This window comes from Sulfurospirillum barnesii SES-3, assembly GCF_000265295.1.
GTDB classification, from domain to species: Bacteria; Campylobacterota; Campylobacteria; order Campylobacterales; family Sulfurospirillaceae; genus Sulfurospirillum; species Sulfurospirillum barnesii.
In genome coordinates, this window is record NC_018002.1 from 119,093 (window position 1) to 135,913 (window position 16,821).

Annotated in this window: 19 protein-coding genes; 11 read left to right on the forward strand and 8 right to left on the reverse strand. The window is 37.0% G+C overall.

Annotated features, from left to right (window positions below; all coding sequences use genetic code 11):
• The first annotated feature begins 48 nt into the window (after window positions 1–48).
• Entirely contained in the window at window positions 49–402 is a 354-nt protein-coding gene (locus SULBA_RS00645; RefSeq protein WP_014768344.1) for a hypothetical protein, read from the forward strand.
• 28 nt (window positions 403–430) lie between these two features.
• On the opposite strand, the gene SULBA_RS00650 is transcribed toward SULBA_RS00645, so the two are convergent.
• Window positions 431–1,078, reverse strand: coding sequence for a class I SAM-dependent methyltransferase (locus tag SULBA_RS00650; protein WP_245391421.1), 648 nt, complete (start codon window positions 1,076–1,078; stop codon window positions 431–433).
• Window positions 1,079–1,186: 108 nt separating this feature from the next.
• Between SULBA_RS00650 and SULBA_RS00655 the strand changes: the two genes are divergently transcribed.
• From SULBA_RS00655 to SULBA_RS00680, 6 genes are all read left to right on the forward strand, one after another.
• Complete coding sequence (locus SULBA_RS00655; RefSeq protein WP_014768346.1) at window positions 1,187–2,353, forward strand: ABC transporter substrate-binding protein; 1,167 nt, start codon at window positions 1,187–1,189, stop codon at window positions 2,351–2,353.
• Window positions 2,343–3,956: a sensor histidine kinase gene (locus SULBA_RS00660; protein ID WP_014768347.1), complete on the forward strand. Its 1,614-nt coding sequence runs from the start codon at window positions 2,343–2,345 to the stop codon at window positions 3,954–3,956. Before SULBA_RS00655 ends, SULBA_RS00660 begins: the two co-directional genes overlap by 11 nt.
• Window positions 3,957–4,613 carry a response regulator gene (locus SULBA_RS00665; RefSeq protein ID WP_014768348.1) on the forward strand — a complete coding sequence of 219 codons (657 nt, stop codon included), beginning with the start codon at window positions 3,957–3,959 and terminating at the stop codon, window positions 4,611–4,613.
• Between the two features lie 4 nt (window positions 4,614–4,617).
• Entirely contained in the window at window positions 4,618–5,136 is a 519-nt protein-coding gene (locus tag SULBA_RS00670; protein ID WP_014768349.1) for a peptidylprolyl isomerase, read from the forward strand.
• A gap of 48 nt (window positions 5,137–5,184) precedes the next feature.
• Complete coding sequence (locus SULBA_RS00675; RefSeq protein ID WP_014768350.1) at window positions 5,185–5,523, forward strand: P-II family nitrogen regulator; 339 nt, start codon at window positions 5,185–5,187, stop codon at window positions 5,521–5,523.
• A gap of 333 nt (window positions 5,524–5,856) precedes the next feature.
• Window positions 5,857–6,495, forward strand: coding sequence for a Type 1 glutamine amidotransferase-like domain-containing protein (locus SULBA_RS00680; protein ID WP_014768351.1), 639 nt, complete (start codon window positions 5,857–5,859; stop codon window positions 6,493–6,495).
• A gap of 57 nt (window positions 6,496–6,552) precedes the next feature.
• Here SULBA_RS00680 and SULBA_RS00685 read toward each other — a convergent pair whose 3' ends face one another.
• Entirely contained in the window at window positions 6,553–7,572 is a 1,020-nt protein-coding gene (locus SULBA_RS00685; protein WP_014768352.1) for an aldo/keto reductase, read from the reverse strand.
• A 264-nt stretch (window positions 7,573–7,836) separates the two neighbouring features.
• Here SULBA_RS00685 and SULBA_RS00690 point away from each other — a divergent pair, with 264 nt between their 5' ends.
• Genes SULBA_RS00690 through SULBA_RS00700 form a run of 3 tightly spaced genes read left to right on the forward strand, consistent with a single transcriptional unit; the run spans window position 7,837 to window position 10,498 of the window.
• Window positions 7,837–8,502, forward strand: coding sequence for a response regulator transcription factor (locus SULBA_RS00690; RefSeq protein ID WP_014768353.1), 666 nt, complete (start codon window positions 7,837–7,839; stop codon window positions 8,500–8,502).
• Complete coding sequence (locus tag SULBA_RS00695) at window positions 8,462–9,337, forward strand: sensor histidine kinase (protein ID WP_014768354.1); 876 nt, start codon at window positions 8,462–8,464, stop codon at window positions 9,335–9,337. The genes SULBA_RS00690 and SULBA_RS00695 overlap by 41 nt, the downstream gene beginning before the upstream one ends.
• A 33-nt stretch (window positions 9,338–9,370) precedes the next feature.
• The gene (locus SULBA_RS00700) at window positions 9,371–10,498 is read left to right on the forward strand and encodes a PilZ domain-containing protein (RefSeq protein WP_014768355.1); all 1,128 of its coding nucleotides are present in this window, start codon (window positions 9,371–9,373) and stop codon (window positions 10,496–10,498) included.
• A gap of 16 nt (window positions 10,499–10,514) precedes the next feature.
• On the opposite strand, the gene SULBA_RS00705 is transcribed toward SULBA_RS00700, so the two are convergent.
• Genes SULBA_RS00705 through SULBA_RS00715 form a run of 3 tightly spaced genes read right to left on the reverse strand, consistent with a single transcriptional unit; the run spans window position 10,515 to window position 13,048 of the window.
• Entirely contained in the window at window positions 10,515–11,480 is a 966-nt protein-coding gene (locus SULBA_RS00705) for an amino acid ABC transporter permease (RefSeq protein ID WP_014768356.1), read from the reverse strand.
• A gap of 3 nt (window positions 11,481–11,483) precedes the next feature.
• Complete coding sequence (locus SULBA_RS00710; protein WP_014768357.1) at window positions 11,484–12,284, reverse strand: transporter substrate-binding domain-containing protein; 801 nt, start codon at window positions 12,282–12,284, stop codon at window positions 11,484–11,486.
• Between the two features lie 23 nt (window positions 12,285–12,307).
• On the reverse strand, window positions 12,308–13,048 hold the full coding sequence (locus SULBA_RS00715; protein WP_014768358.1) for an amino acid ABC transporter ATP-binding protein: 741 nt from the start codon (window positions 13,046–13,048) through the stop codon (window positions 12,308–12,310).
• 295 nt (window positions 13,049–13,343) lie between these two features.
• Here SULBA_RS00715 and SULBA_RS00720 point away from each other — a divergent pair, with 295 nt between their 5' ends.
• Window positions 13,344–14,249 carry a DMT family transporter gene (locus tag SULBA_RS00720; RefSeq protein WP_014768359.1) on the forward strand — a complete coding sequence of 302 codons (906 nt, stop codon included), beginning with the start codon at window positions 13,344–13,346 and terminating at the stop codon, window positions 14,247–14,249.
• Here SULBA_RS00720 and SULBA_RS00725 read toward each other — a convergent pair.
• The 3 genes from SULBA_RS00725 to SULBA_RS00735 are packed head-to-tail and all read right to left on the reverse strand — an operon-like array spanning window position 14,246 to window position 16,701.
• Window positions 14,246–15,052 carry a metal ABC transporter permease gene (locus tag SULBA_RS00725; protein ID WP_014768360.1) on the reverse strand — a complete coding sequence of 269 codons (807 nt, stop codon included), beginning with the start codon at window positions 15,050–15,052 and terminating at the stop codon, window positions 14,246–14,248. The two genes, SULBA_RS00720 and SULBA_RS00725, sit on opposite strands and share 4 nt — an antisense overlap.
• The gene (locus SULBA_RS00730; protein WP_014768361.1) at window positions 15,046–15,810 is read right to left on the reverse strand and encodes a metal ABC transporter ATP-binding protein; all 765 of its coding nucleotides are present in this window, start codon (window positions 15,808–15,810) and stop codon (window positions 15,046–15,048) included. The genes SULBA_RS00725 and SULBA_RS00730 overlap by 7 nt, the downstream gene beginning before the upstream one ends.
• Before the next feature lie 12 nt (window positions 15,811–15,822).
• A complete protein-coding gene (locus tag SULBA_RS00735) occupies window positions 15,823–16,701 on the reverse strand; it encodes a metal ABC transporter solute-binding protein, Zn/Mn family (protein ID WP_014768362.1) in 879 nt (292 codons plus the stop codon).
• Window positions 16,702–16,821: the final 120 nt, after the last annotated feature.

Here is a 16,821-nt window from a genome sequence, read left to right on the forward strand (position 1 = left end):
TTCACAATTTTACATTAAAATGCTCACATTATTATTAAGGAGTTCCAGATGAAAATCTTAAAAACCGTTTTACTCTGTGTAGGATTGCTGGTAAGTGGTATGACAAGTGCCCATGCAATGGGCGATAGAGAAAGAGGTGCTCTTATTGGTGCAGGAGCGGTTCTCTTGTTACCCTCTTTAATTGAAGGTGCTGGAAATCTTTTTGGTGGAACACCACAGAGAAATTATACAACAACCCATTATGTGGAAGAACCTCGTCCTAGAGTGGTTTATACAGAGCCTTATGTACGAGAAAGAGTGATTATTATTGACAATACACCTCGTCATCGTTATGAGTCTCCAAGGTATGAGAGAGATCGCTCTTATTATCATAGCTATGATCGAGATCGTTACTACCGATAATTTCTGCACCTTTACCCAAAAGTAGCGCTTAGTGCGCTACTTTTTTTAAAATAACAATGCGTTTTCCATCCGTTTTAAGAGAGATTAAGCCACATTTTTTTGCCAATAATTCCATGGTTTTAGGCGTGTAAAAAAGAATATGTGTTGGGTCTCTTCGGTACCACCATTGTAAAAAATGCGCTTCATCGTTGCTGTGAAAGAGTGTCATTAAGGCAATAATACCATTGGGTTTAAGATGCTGGCTCAAGAGAGATAAAGTTTCTAGCGGATTGTCTAAGTGCTCAAAAACTTCTGTAGACGTAATAAAATCATACTCTTTTCCTTCATAGCATTTTTGAGGTTGGTAAAATTTATCATAACAATCCACATTGACCTCTCTTCTTTGGAGAAGATAACTTAAAACAGGGCTAGGCCCTGAGCCAAAGTCAAGCGATTCTTTTTTACATGTAAGTTCATCCCAAAAAAAATTCAAAAAATTTTCAAACATAGTCACATATCCTTCATTTTCGAGACTATTGTTATGATTATCATACAAAGCATGTTCTTTTTCTAGGCAGAGTTGGTAGTGTGGATCAAGCCAAATAGCATCGCAATGAGGACAGATATAAAAAACTTTTTTTAAAGCCCTGTCTTCAATGCTTCTCATGTGTGAGTCACAAATTTTACAAATCATCATTTTATTCACTTTTTTCTCTTTTAAGTAAATATTTTTTTACTAATTAAGTCATTTTATAAAAAAATATGGCTATTATAACGCTAAACTCACAAGAAAGCGACAGTAACAATGCGTTATATTGCCAGTATCCTTTTTTTCATCTTCGCTTTGGTATTGCTTGGTTACGTTGTATCCCATAAAAAATTTGAGGGCGATGTGATTCGTCTAGGCATGAGTGGGCCTTTTAGTGGAGGCTTGAACAGCGTTGGTAATCAATTTTTATTGGGCAGTGAGATTTATTTAAAAAATCTAAATGAAGAAGGTGGAATACACGGTCGTAAGATTGAAATTATTGCTAAAGACGATCGGTATGAGCCAAAATTAGCCATAGAAAATGCACATGCTTTTATAAAACAAGAGAAAGTTTTTGCTTTTTTTGGCATTATTGGAACGCCTTCTGCGGAAGTGATGTTCCCTATTGCAATTAAAGAACGTATTCCTTTTGTTGGGGCGTATTCGGGTGCAGAATTTCTACGCAAACCTGTTAACCCTATTGTGTTAAATGCGCGAGCCAGTGATTTAGATGAAATTGAAAAATTAGTGCAGTATTACACCAGTGTTTTTAACCACAAACGTTTTGCTATTTTTTATCAAAACGATGGTTATGGGATGGCAGCTCTTACTGGAGCAAAAAGCGCCCTTGCAAAACACAATCTTATTTTGGTAGGTGAGGGGAGCTATCGACGCAATACGCTTTCGGTAGGAAACGCACTGTACGAAATTGAACAGAGTAATCCCGAAGTTATTTTAATGGCAGGCTCAACCCACGCCGTGGCAGAATTTATAAAACGTGCTCGAAAAAGTGAGAAAATTCGTAAAGAGGTCAAATTTGGTCTCTCTTCTTTTGTGGAACCAAAACCACTGATTGAGCTTCTTAAAGGAGAAGGTGAGGGAATAGTGTTCGCACAAGTCGTCCCATCTCCTTGGACATCTGAAGTACAAGAAGTAGAAGATTACCGTGCATTGATGCATAAATATTATCCTCAAGAAGACCTAAGCCATGTTTCACTTGAAGGTTACTTTGCTGCACGTATGATTAGCGAAGTTTTCAAAAGCATTGGTAGATCCTTTAGCAAAGAAGATTTTATTGATGCATTAGGAGCTTTTTCTAAGAGTTTAGATGAAAATAGTCTTCCTAAAAATAGAGATGAGCGTTGTAAATGCTTACACAATGTGCATTTAAGTGAATACGTTGAAGAGGACTTTTACTCGGTAGGAAACAGTCGTGAAAAGTAATCTTTTACGTGATTTAATGCATCGCATTAATGAAACCACGATTGCGACTAAAACGACCCTACTTTTTTTTATTATGCTCACAGGAATGCTCTTTATTGGTAGTTTTGCGCATATGAGTATCAATCGTATTAAAAATAATTTTGATATTTTATACACCAAACGCATGCTTCCTACAATTCGTTTAGAGAACTTAAAAGATATTTATACGGTGAATGTACTTGATACCATTCGTGATATAGAAAAGGGTTTAATCAGCGCATCTGAGGGACAAGTGATTATTTTGCTTGCGCAAGAACTAATTCAAATTGAGCTTCAAGAGTATAAAAAAAGTTTAGAAATTGACGAAAGTGATTGGTTAGTTAAGTTAGCACGTTCATGGGGCGTTTTAAAACCAAAGACGCAAGAGTATTGGCGTATGGAAGAGCATGGGTTTATGTTTAAAATTGAACAGAAAATTCATACAATAGATGGCATTTTACTAAAAATGTTTCGTTATTTTGATTCGAATCAACCTTTTAAAGCGATTGAAATTTTGCAAAATGAGCTTTATCCCAGTGTTTATTCGATTAATATTGATTTAACAGGGCTTATCAATCAAAATTTGAAAAATGCCAAAGAGGGATTTTTACAGACAGAAATTGTTTATGACAATACGTTTGAATGGATTGTTCTAGCCACTGTTGGCACGACGCTTGTTGCGGGTTTATTGGCTCTTTTGTTGTTGCGCAATATTCGGCTTTTGCATAGCAAACTTGCCAATGTGATTGATGAAAAGACGAAAGAACTGCAAAAACTCAATGATGACTTAAAAGAAAAAGTGCGCTATGAAGTGGAACAGAGTCGGCAAAAAGACCAAATTATGTTTCGTCAATCAAGGCTTGCTTCCATGGGTGAAATGATAGGAAATATTGCGCATCAGTGGCGACAGCCATTAAGTGCAATGGTGCTCATTCTTCAAAGCTTTCAAATGAAGCGAATGGCAGGCATAGAGCTTAGTGATGCTTTTATCGAGAAGCAGGTAAATGAGGGGATGGCACTGGGAACACTCATGTCAAATACCATTGATGATTTTCGTAATTTTTTTAAACCCAATCAAAGTGAAGAGCCTTTTAGTTTAAAAGAGACGGTTACCTACAGTGTTAAGTTAATTAAAGCCTATTATGCAAAGGCAGGAATTAAAATATTGATTACATGTAAAAACGATTCGATTGTACAAGGCTATCCTAATGAGTTTTCTCAAGTAATGATGAATTTGCTCTCCAATGCCAAAGATGCTTTTGAGGAACGTGATAGCGAGGAAAAATACATAGAAATCGTGATTTCAAAAGAGGCAAATACGGGTGTGATTTGGGTGATTGATAATGCAGGAGGGATGAGCGAGGAGGTTCAAGATAGAATTTTTGAGCCCTATTTTACAACGAAACATAAATCAACAGGAACGGGTATTGGGCTTTATATGTCAAAGCAGATTATTGAAAAACAGATGACAGGGAGCATTGGTGCTAGCAATAGCTCTTACACCTTTAGCAATGGAAAGTTTTACGAAAAGTGTATGATTATGACAATTGTGATGCCAATTGTCGAGAAAGAGGAGGAGGCGTAGATGGATTTTAATGGTTTAAAAGATTGTGTTGTATTGTATGTAGAGGATGAAAAATCGGTACGAGATCAAACGTATATGATTTTAAAAGATTTTGTAAAAGAGGTGTATTGTGCAAGCAATGGAGAAGAGGGGCTCAGTCTTGCATTGCAAAAAGATGTCGATGTTATTATCACTGATATTTTAATGCCCACTATGAATGGCATTGAGATGCTTAAAAAATTAAAACTCGAATACCATCGAACCATCCCTGCAATTATTACAACCGCATTTACGGAGACAGAGTATTTATTGGAAGCAATTACACTGAAAGTAGATGGGTTTATCATGAAGCCTATCAATATGAAAGATTTAATCAGCGCTCTTTACAGTGCCATGCTCCCTAAATTACAGAGTAAAGAAATTCAAGGTTGCTCCTTTATTATTGAAGGGCTTGCCGCACTCATTGGCGGTAAAAAGATAGAAATTTTAAAATACATCATCAATCATTTGGATGAAGATAAAGTTTTTAATGGTTCCTATCAGGATATAATTGATAATATTGGCGTGAGTAAACCCACTGTGGTGCATATGTTTCAGCAGCTTATCAAAGTGGGAATCTTAGAGAAAGTAAAAAATAAAATGTATCGCTTTCGCAATACAAAATTAGTAGGAGATTAAGGGTATGAAAAAGGTGTTAGCCTTGTGCGTGTTGGGTGTGTGGAGTGCGTTGTGTGCAGCGCAAGTGGTGTTTGAAACAACACAAGGTACGATTGTTTTAGCATTAAAGCCAGAAATTGCACCAAAGGCATGTGAAAATTTTGAGGGGTTGGTGAAAAAAGGGTATTACAATGGGGTCTCTTTTCACCGTGTGATTAAAAACTTCATGATTCAAAGTGGTGATCCAACAGGGACAGGACGTGGCGGAGACTCTATTTTTGGCGGAGCATTTGAGGATGAATTTAAGCCCTTCGTGATGTTCAATAAAGCAGGCATGCTTGCCATGGCAAATGCGGGGCGCAATAGCAACCGCAGTCAATTTTTCATAACAACAGTCCCTACACCGCATTTAAATGGCAGACACACTATTTTTGGTGAAGTCGTTGAGGGAATGGATGTGGTGCATAAACTTGAAAATGTTGCTACCGATGGACGCGATAAACCGCTTGAGCCACAGCTGATTCTCAAAGCGTATTTAAAATAATTTAAGATAAAATAATTTTTAGCAAAGCGATAAAATCAGGAGAAAACAATGAAAAAAATTGAAGCCATTATTAAACCCTTTAAACTTGAAGATGTGAAAGATGCCCTCTCAAGTGTTGAAATAACGGGTATGACAGTCCACGAAGTCAAAGGGTATGGTCGTCAACAAGGGCATTCAGAACTTTACCGAGGGGCCGAATATGTGGTCGATTTTCTCCCTAAGATTAAACTGGATATTGTGGTTGCTGATGAAGTGGTAGATAAAGTGATTGCTACCATTACGGATGCTGCAAAAACAGGAAAAATAGGTGATGGAAAGATTTTTGTAAGTAATGTTGAGCGTGTTATTCGCATTCGAACAGGTGAAGAAAACGAAGACGCTATCTAAGAAAACAGACAGAGTGATTAGCCCTAATCACTCTGGATTTTTCTCTTTCTTGTAACATTATTCCTTCTAAATCTCTGTAAAAAAAGTTTACATGTAATGGATACTGCGCATTTTTTCTGTTTTAATTTTGCTCATGATATTTGGATTTGAAATGCTGAAGTAGGATTGGTGCGCAATAAAAACGTTTTACATGTAAATTCCTCGATTTCTTTTTATTACATGATGAAATATTTTTCAACAATCCGTAAAATTTATGCTATTTTGTAGTCCTTATTCCGTAGAGCTTTTGGAGCGCTATTTGCAGAATTGAAGATTAAGAAAGAAGGAGTTGAAATGAAAAAAATGTTTTTGTCCTCGTCTTTCAAAGATGTTGCAGAACTTTTGCCTCATTTTATGGAAGAATCATTGGAGGGGAAAACCGTCAGTTTTATCCCCACGGCAAGTATCCCAGAAAGTGTCACATTTTATGTTCAAGCAGGGAAAAAAGCACTTCAAAAACTAGGAATGATCGTCGATGAAGTAGAGTTAACGGCATTAAGCCCTGAAGAAATTACACGCAAACTCAAGGCAAATGATAGTATTTATATTACAGGAGGCAATACGTTTTTTTTACTGCAAGCCTTAAGACAAACAGGAGCAGATCGGCTCATTGTTGAGCATATTAAAGCAGGGAAACTATACATCGGTGAGTCTGCTGGCGCGATGATCGTCTCGCCAGATATAACGTATGCCAAAGCCATGGATGACTTTAAACAGATAGAATCCTTAGACTATACAGCACTTAAGAGTGTGGATTTTTACCCTTTACCACACCACACCAATTTTCCGTTTAAAAAAAGTGTGGAAAAAATTATCGCTGAGTATCAGTTTGATTTGAAGTTATGTCCCATTTCAAATACCCAAGCGATTTTAGTGAGTGGGGAGGATGTTCGCATTGCGGATAAAAAGTTGGGAGAAGTGCCTTTTCAATAGGGTAAAACAGCGGCTAACAATGCAAACGTTAACCGCTATCTTTTTACATGTAATGACTCATCCCATGGGGTACAAAATCTCTTTTTGGATGGTTTCAATTTCACGCAGTATCTCAGCGCTAAGGGTAGTCTCCAGTGCTTTAAAGCTCTCTTCAAGTTGATGGGCATAGCGTGCACCGATGATCGTGGAGGCGACAAAATCAAAGTGCATACTCCATGCAACAGCAAGTGTGACAGGACTCATCCCGTGTTGGTTGGCGATTTCTATGTATTTTGAGGTCGCTAAAAGGGTTTTTTCATTGACAAAGCGTTGGCTCATTGCTCTTTGGCGAGGCTCATCAATTTTCATGTATTCACCAAAACGTGTTTTTGGGTCAATAAACGCTTGATTGTATTTACCGCTTAAAACACCCCCTGCAATCGGAGAATAAGGAAGCAGTGAGACATCTTCTTTACGGCATAGGGTGGAGAGTTCATCTAAAAAGCGTGGGTTGAGCAAGGAAAAATTGTTTTGGATGGACTCAAAACGAGAGAGTTTTTCATACTGTGCGATGGTGTTGGATTTGCTAAGCCCATAAGCGGTGTCATTAGATGTTCCAATATAGCGTACTTTTCCGCTTTGAACCAGCTCATCTAAGGCACGCATAGATACTTCTTTAGGGATAATTTCATCGGGCCAGTGGATTTGATACAAGTCGATATAGTCTGTTTTAAGACGTTTTAAACTTCCCTCAACGGCTCTTTGGATATGAAAACGATCAATCGCTGTGTAGCCATGACGAATGGGTGGGACAAACCAACCGTTTGCAGCCCCTGCTACTTTACTGGCTAAAATGATGCTCTCTCTAGGCTTTGTTTGCAACCATTCCCCTAAAATTTCTTCCGTTAATCCTGCATACTCTTTTCGTGGAGGGACAGGATACAATTCTGCTGTATCGTAAAAATTAATACCTCGCTCATAAGCTGTATCTAAAATCTTGAACGATTCTTTTTTATCACTCCAACTGCCAAAACTCATTGTTCCCATACAAATGGGCGTGACACGTAAGCCACTTTTTCCAATATAACGGTATTGCATGATTCACCCCTGATGTATTTAATAGTAAATTAACACTGATACGCCATGCTTCTTTGCATTCAAAAGACGTGGGTAATGTAGATTGATTTTACTCAATCAAGGCTTAAATACGAAGATTTTGATAAGTCACTTCCTTACATGTAAAACTTTTATCAGGCTAATAAGTATAATGTGTGGGTATGTTAGCTTCTTGGAAGTATTTATAGGGGAGAATACTAAAGTGCTTTTTTTCTACACAATGAACCATTTTACAGGAGTCCTAGCGTGTCTTATAAGCTACTTATTTTAGAAGACAATACTCTTTTACTTCAAACACTCGAAGATTTTTTATCCGAATATGCGTATGCATGTACCCTGGTTAAAAGTGGGAAAGAAGCGCTAGAAGCGTGTTTTCAAAATACCTTTGATTTGTATTTAGTGGATGTTAAAGTTCCTGACATGAGTGGGTTTGAATTTTTACAAGCCTTACGCCACTCGGGTGATCGCACACCTGCTATTTTCATTACCTCTTTAAACGACCAAGAGAGTGTTGCAAAAGGCTTTCTTGCAGGTGGCGATGATTATATTAAAAAACCTTTTGATTTACATGAATTACTTTTACGGATTAAGGCTATTTTGGCTCGTACAAAAGGTATCGTAGATGATTGGCTTATCATTGACAATGACTACAAACTCAACCTTGCACGCAAACGCCTTTTTAAAGGGACAACAGAACTGGATTTAAATTTAAAAGATTTTGAATTGCTTTATTTACTGGTGAAAGATAGAGGGCATGTTGTGACCAAGGAGATGATCCATCAACACCTTTGGAGCAGCAGCGAAGAGATTAATGAAGGGTCTATTCGCGTTTATATTAATAATTTAAAAAAGATTTTTGGTAAAGAGGCTATTGTTAATATTCGAGGCATTGGATACCGATTTGAGAAGTAGTGATAAGATTTTTTTCATTCGAACAATGGTTATTTTTAGTGTTGTATTGTGGTGTTTTACATTGCTATGTATTTTTTTATGGGAATGGGTAGGTAGTTCGTGGTTAGTACTTTTTTGGTTTGCTGTTATGGCATTATGTGTGGGATATATCCTAGTTTCTTATACGCTAGCAGCTCTTTTTAAAACCAATCATTTTTTAGACATTTTATTAAAAGATACACTGCATGAGCTTAATATCCCACTCTCTGTCATTAAAGCCAACCTTCAAATGCTACAAGCCGATGAACAAGAGAGTAAAAAATTAAAACGCCTTATGCGCATTGAACTTGCCAGTCAAGACCTTTATGAACTCTATAAAGAGGTTGATTATTTTATCAAGAAAGAGATACAAACCGATGTGAGGGAATATTTTTTTCTTGATGAACTTGTCGAAAAAGTAATTGAAAAACAAAAAGAGATCGCCAATGGTGTAGAGATTCAAAGTTCTGTTTTACATGTAAAGCTTTTTGCAGATAAACATGGTCTTATTAAAGTTCTCTCAAATCTTCTGCATAACGCACTCAAATACAATGTTAATAAACGACCCATTTCTCTTTCATTAGAGGGGAGTTTACTGTGCATAAAAGATCATGGGATTGGGATGAGCGAGTCAGAGCTTTTTTTGGTGTTTGATCGCTATTATCAAGCGGATATGACCAAAGAAGGACATGGTATAGGTTTGAGTTTGGTCAAGGCATATTGTGATGAATGTAAAATTCATATGCGTATTAATTCTCAAAAAGGAGTAGGTACAGAAGTGATTTTAGATATTACATATCTCCTTCGCAAAACATGATATAATGAACAAAAATTGTCATGGATGGGTACAATGGAAACAGAAGCTATTTTTCAACAAGAAAAAGAGCATTTTTTGCTCCATTCGGCACTCTTTTTAGAAGAGTTTGAGTCTGATTTTAGAGCGTATTTCGTCTTGGTAGCTAAAGAATACGATAATAGTATAGATGAAGAAGAGATAAGTGCCATTGCAAAAACAACTTATGCAACGGTGTTTGAATCTGATGAAAAGATTAAAAAACTTAAACAAACCTTGCTTTCTGTTATGCAAAAAGACCGTTTAAAACTTACATGTGTATTAACTCGCAGTATGCTCTATTTTATGGAAAAGTACAGAGTGTTTTGTAAAGAACGCCAGAGTGTTGCGTATTTGGATGTTTTATGTGCATGCGTGTATCGTTTTCATGAGATATGTGAAAAAACCACGAGCCAAGCTCCCTCTTTTATCCATTTTGGTCAAAGCGGTGATGTTCTTTTCTCGCATACAAATTCTATTCTCGAAACGTTTCAAACCATGAAAGAAGCAGGTGAGAAAGTAGTGTTTTTAAACCTTTACAAAGGGGTGCCTATTAGCTCTGAGGCACGCATTGTAAGCATTGATCATGAAAGTGTGACATTTACCAGTGAAGGTGAGCTTCAAGCAATTGCGATTAAATTAGACAATAATGCTTTTATTGTTAAAAATGCCTATTTTACGAAACATATCAAAGCCGATGTTGTCTCTTATAATTTTAAAAGCAATACGGTTAAACTGACGAACTTTACCTACCTTATGGCGATGCCAGCGCTTCAGCGTGAGTCCATTCGTGTTCATCCTGATATTCTTGCAACGGTGTATATGCATCATCACAATGCCCAAACGAGTGGACGTTTATACGATATATCGATGAATGGCTTAGGCATTGTAAGCAATGAAAATCATGGTATCTTTATTGGCGCTAAGGTTAAAATAGAATTTGAATTGAATGAACTAAGTCAAGATAGAAAAATTGAAGTTGAGGGTGAAGTGATTAATATTATTGAGTACAATACATCGTATCGTTACTGTATGCGTATTTTTCCTGATAGTTTTATGCGCCAAAAAATCTCGCACTATATCACAAAAAGAGAAGAAGAAATTCTTGAAGAACTAAAAAAAGAGCTTCAAGAATATATGCTTTGAGGCGTGTAAGAAGGACTTACATGCCTCCTTGTTTTTTCATCCTATTTTCAATTTTATGTCCTAAGACGGTGAGCAAAAACGTAATTCCAAAATAAACTGCTGCAATAATCAACCATGTCTCAAAAGGTGAAAAGGTATTGGCGACTATTTCACGACCGACTTTTGTCAAATCTGTAATAGAAATAACAGAAACAAGTGACGAATCCTTCACCAAAGCAATCATCTCCCCCACAAGTGTAGGTAAAGCACGTTTGAGTGCTTGAGGCATAATAATATAAAGCATGGTTTGAGGGTAGTTCATCCCCAATGATTTAGCTGCTTCGTATTGACCTTTATCAATTGATTGTATAGCACCACGCAAAACTTCTGCAATATAGGCACCAAAGAAGAGACCCAGAGAAATGGCACCTGCAAAAAAGCGTTCAATCTCAAAAATCGTAGCAATAATAAAATAAAAAATAAAAATTTGTACTAAAAGAGGAGTACCTCTTATAACGGCAATGTAAATGGTTGCAATATCTTTTAAAAATTGGTAGCTTGAAATACGCATAAACGCAAGAAGTGAACCTATCGAAAATGCTAAAATTGCAGCGACTCCTGAAATCTCAAGGGTCACAATTAAGCCCTCCAACAAAGGTCCTAACTGCGTAGAAGTTTTATGTGCTAGGGTGTCATTTTCATACACACTATCCCCCTCATTTACACTGAGGGTATAGCCTTTTTCTATTTCAACCTCTTTACTGTTATCATACCCCTCAACAATAACATGAGAGCCATGAATACGTATTTTCCCATCAAGTGGTGCTGTTAGGGTCTCTATTTTTTCATATACAAAATATTTAGGGACACCACTCCATTTCCAAATGTAATTCATCTTAGAAGCTGCCATAAAGAGCATGTAGCCTAGAATAATATAAAACGAAACGGCCACAATGTGACCGAGTGTTTTATTGTGTAAAAAGTGTTGTTTCTCTTTTGCCACTGTTTACATTACCTTTTTTTGCCAAGCGGTTTCAGTAAACCATCTGTCATAGATTTTTTTATACGTACCATCATTTTTGGTTTGATTCAAGAAGTTGTCAAGCCAGTTAAGAAAATCTGGATCACCTTTACGAATAGCAAAACCTAAAGGCTCATAGGTCAATTCATCACTAAGATGTGCTAATTTATCAGCACCTTTTTCAGCAAAGAAGATAGCATTGTAAGGTTTATCATAGACCATTCCATCGGCATTTCCATTAAGTACTTCTTGTGCTGCATCTGCTTCGGTTTCAAAGGTTCTGATTTTTGCTTTTTTAAACATTTTTCGTGTTGCAATTTCACCTGTGACACCAATTTTAGTGACAATGGTGTATTCTGGTTTGTCTAAATCACTCCATTTTTTTCCTGCATGTTTTTTGTTTGCCAAAATTGTTTGTCCCACGGTAATATAAGGGTTTGCAAAGTTAATTTTGAGGTTTCTCTCTTGTGTGATGGTCATACCAGAAATGATAATGTCATATTTTCCTGTTAAAAGACCTGCAATAATACCATCCCAAGCAGTAGGCACAAGTTGAAGTTTTACACCCATCGCTTTTGCCATTTCATTGGCTATATCTACATCGAAACCAATGATGTTACCTTGTTTATCTTTCATCTCAAAAGGCATGTAGCCAGGCTCTAAGCCAACAGTTAAAACCCCTTTTTGTACAATACTGTTGAGGGTTGATTTTTGCCAGAGATTAATATCATCTGCCATAGCATTAAGACCAAGCATTACAAGGAATGCTGCTAAAAGTTTTTTCATTGCGAATTCTCCTTTGAAGATTTTTAGTGTGTTAATATCTCTTGTAAAAATTTTTGAGCACGCTGTGTTTTTGGGTTCGTGAAAAATTCTTCAGGTGTTCCCTCTTCAATAATTTTTCCCTCATCCATAAACACAATGCGGTTACTCACCTCTTTTGCAAAGCCCATCTCATGTGTAACACAAATGATAGTGTAGTTTTCATGAGCAAGTTCTCTCATAACATCCAAAACCCCACCGATCATCTCAGGATCAAGCGCACTGGTTGGTTCATCAAATAAAATAATTTTCGGCTGCATGGCAAGGGTTCGTGCAATAGCAACACGCTGTTTTTGACCACCACTCAGTTCATTTGGGTATCCCTCTGCCTTATGCACTAAGCCAACACGTTCCAAAAGCTTTAAAGAGAGCTCATTGGCATCATGTTTACTAATCTTTTTCACTTTACGTTGAGCAATAGTGATATTTTCCAAAATGGTAAGGTGAGGGAAAAGGTTGAAGTGTTGAAACACCATACCTGTTTCTGCTCGAACACTATTAATATTTGTTTTTTTATCGTATAAATCATACCCATCAACAATAATGTCACCACTATCAATTTCTTCTAATTTATTAATACAGCGAATCAGGGTTGATTTTCCACTTCCACTAGGGCCACAGATGACAACAATCTCCCCCTCTTTTACGGAAAAATTGATATTTTGAAGCACATGAAAATCGCCATAATATTTATCAACATTCTCCATCGATACAATTGCTTGATCCATTCAAACCTTTCTGTAATACTTTCATAACGTAACACGGGGACGTTTTAGAACAAGTCATAATTGTAGCAGTAGTATATAAAATTAAGATAAAGGTTTGTGCTCAATAATTCATCACAGGAGCTAAACAAGCGTGTAGTAAGAAACACGAGAAAATTCTTTTTTGCACTCAATATGGCTTTGAAAATGGTATTTAGATGTGATTTGATGGTTAAATTTGAGTCATGTGTATGGAGGCTTTTAGTGTGCGTTGTGTTACAATGCGTACCTTAGATTTTAAAGCAGAGGGCAAGGTATTGTGATCCATCAAAAATTTAAAGAGTTTGGGGCAGATTTTTTGCTTCTTTTAGTAGCAATTGCATGGGGAAGTACGTTTTTTATTGTACAAGCAGCGGTCAATGAGACACCTGTGTATACTTTTTTATTTTGGCGCTTTTTAGTGGCTGCCATTTTAATGGGGCTTATCTCTTTTAGGCAGCTAAAACACTTAACAAAAGATGTTTGCGTCGCAGGGGGCTTATTAGGGTTGTTTATGTTTTTTGGGTATGCGTTTCAGACATTTGCACTTACCTATACGTACTCTTCAACGGTTGGATTTATTACAGGGCTTAATGTGATAGTGGTTCCTTTTATTGCTTATCTTGTTTTTAAACACAAAGCATCTATTTTTTCTTTATTGGGAGCAATGATTGCATCTGTTGGTCTTTATTTTTTAACACTTAATAGTGAGATTGGTTTTGGATTGGGTGAAGGATATGCCTTTATTTGTGCGATTATGTTTGCCATGCATATTGTTTTTACAGGGTATTATTCGACCAAATACAATGTCTATTTATTGGTGTGTATTCAATTTGTAACCGTAGCTTTTGGTTCATGCTTAGGGGGATTGTTTTTAGAGGGAACACTCATGCCTCCTCGTGTTGATAGCTTGCTAGTGCATTCCATTATTATCACCGTTTTGTTTGCAACTATTTTTGCTTTTTGGGTACAAACAGCTGTTCAACGTTTTACAACAGCGGCTAAAACAGCCATTATTTTTACAATGGAACCTGTTAGTGCGGGCTTATTTGGGTACTGGTTTGCCAACGAAGTTTTAAGTCTTTCCCAAGTGGGTGGGGCATGTTTAATTCTAAGTGGCATGCTTATTGCTGAACTAGGTGTTTATTTTCGTGAGCGTTATCGTGCACAAAATCAAATACCCTAGCATGTCTTCATTTTTAAATAGAGAAACTGAAGAAAAAAGCTTAGGGTACCAACACTGATAATACAGGCGCCAGCACTTAAGTTAAACACCGATGAGACGATCAGCCCTGTGATGCAAAAAAATGTTGATAAAAGTACAGACATAAACATCATACTTCCCATGGAGTTGGTTAGTTTTTCTGCAATATAAGGGGGAATGGTAAGCAGCGCAATTACTAAGATAAGTCCAACAGCTCGAATAATAATGACGACTCCCAAAGCAGTCATCAGTACCAATGCAATATAAAGGGCTGTTACATTGACACCTCTTAGTTTTGCAAATTGTGCATCAAAACTCATTGCAAGAAGCTGTTTATAAAATAACAAAACAAAGGATAACACTAAAACTAACACGCCACTCATGCCGTATAAATCTTGTGTTGAAACGGATAAAATAGCCCCAAAAAGATAACTCATTAAATCCACATTGTAGCCAGGGGTAAGGTCAGTCATAATAATACCCAATGCCATACCAAATGCCCAAATTACTCCTATTAAGGAGTCAAGACGTGTGGCATTTTGATGGGTGATATAAGCGATAATTAAACCTAGAAAAAGAGCAAATAAGGAAGCACCAAGCATAGGGGCAATCCCAAAATAAAGAGCAAGCCCGATGCCACCGTACGAGCCATGGGCGATCCCTCCTGCAATAAAAACCATACGATTAATGACAATGAGTGTTCCAATAACACCACAAATAACACTGACTAACACAGAAGCAAACAAAGCGTTTTGCATAAAATCAAATGAAAACAGTTCTAGCATAAGAGCTCTTTGTGCGTATGATGGCATTGTCTTGAATGAATCAGTTCAATGGGACAAAAATGAGAGTTTGTCTTTTTTAATGTTTCTGTGGCCTGCGTATCGCATAGATCATGAAGATAGAGTATTTTGTTCACATGCGCTACTTTGCTTGCATAATGAAGTGCGACATTGATGTCATGGCTAATAATAACGATACCCACATTTTCATTGAGTGTTTTAAGCAGTTGGAACATACTCATTTGTCCTGCTGTATCAATACTAGCGGTAGGCTCATCCAGAAAGATGATTTTGGCATCACAGGCTAAAGCGCGTGCAATAAAAACACGTTGACGCTGTCCCCCTGAGAGGGTATTAATCTTTTGGTTTTCAAACCCTTTCATTCCTACTTTTTCTAACATTTCATAAGCAATAGTGTAATCTTCTTTGGAGTAAGGCGCAAAAAATTTGGATTTTGAGAGTCTGCCCATTAAAACAACATCTAACACTTTAATGGGGAAGTCTTTATTGGCAATGGTGTCTTGTGGGACATAGGCAATTTCATGGCTTACATGTAAAGGCTTTTTCCCAAAGAGTAGGATTTCGCCTAGACTAGGTTCTAAGAGCCCTATTATCAGTTTGAGTAGGGTACTTTTACCTCCACCATTAGGACCAATAATGGCTAAAAATTCGGTACGGTTGTACTGGAGGTTAATATCCTCCAGTACGGTTGCGCCATCGTAATTAAAAAAAAGGTGATTGATTGAAATGTCGTTTTGCATAAAACGATTATATCATTTTAGTTCTGATTGAAAAATAGTAGCAACATTGAGCATATTGTCTGCCCATTCGTATGCGAGTGGGTTAATGGTTAAAATTTTGCCATTAATTTGTGTTGCAATGGTTTGTGCACTTTTTTGTGAAAACTGAGGAGAAACAAAAACCACTTTAGCATCCTCTTCTTTTGCTTCTTCAATAATCGCTGCTAACTCTTTAGGCTTTGGCTCTTTTCCACTGACTTCAATGGCAATTTGCTCTAAATTATAGCGTTTTGCAAAGTAACCAAATGAAGGATGAAAAATAATAAATTTTCGATTACTCACGTTTGAGAGTTTGCTTTGAATAGTGGCATCGAGTGTATCGAGTGATGCAACAAATGCATCATAATTGTGCGTAAAGGCACTTTTATGTTCAGGGTAAAGTTGAAGCAAGGCCTCATAAATAGTGTTGGCTTGCATTTTAACAAGAATAGGATCGAGCCAAACGTGCGGATCCAGCGTACCATGTTCATGGGCATGACTGTGTTTCTCGCCTTTATGCCCTTTTTCTTCTTCATGATGATGTTCAGCCATCGCAATTTTTTCAATGCCTTTAATCGTATCAACCATGACTAATTTTGGGTGCGTACTTTTAAATTTCGGAAGCCATACTTTTTCAAAACCATCACCAATGCTAAAATACGCATCGGAGTTGGCTAACTCTTTCATTTGAGAAGGTTTAGGCTCATACGTGTGTGGGCTAGCCCCTGGGCTTACCATAACGTTTACATGTAAAAGATCTTTGGCAATTTGATCCACAAAATATTTCTGGGGTAAAATGCTTACGGTCACCGTAGGTTTAGCATAAACAAGGGTGCTTAAAAGCAGGGTTAAGAGTAACAACAATCGTTTCATAAATGTCTCCTTTGCGACTAAGTTGCATAAAATGTGTCGAATCTTAATCTAATGCAACTTAGTTGTGACTTAATTATTTTTTAGCTACCATAAGGTTTAAATTTACAAAGAAGATACACG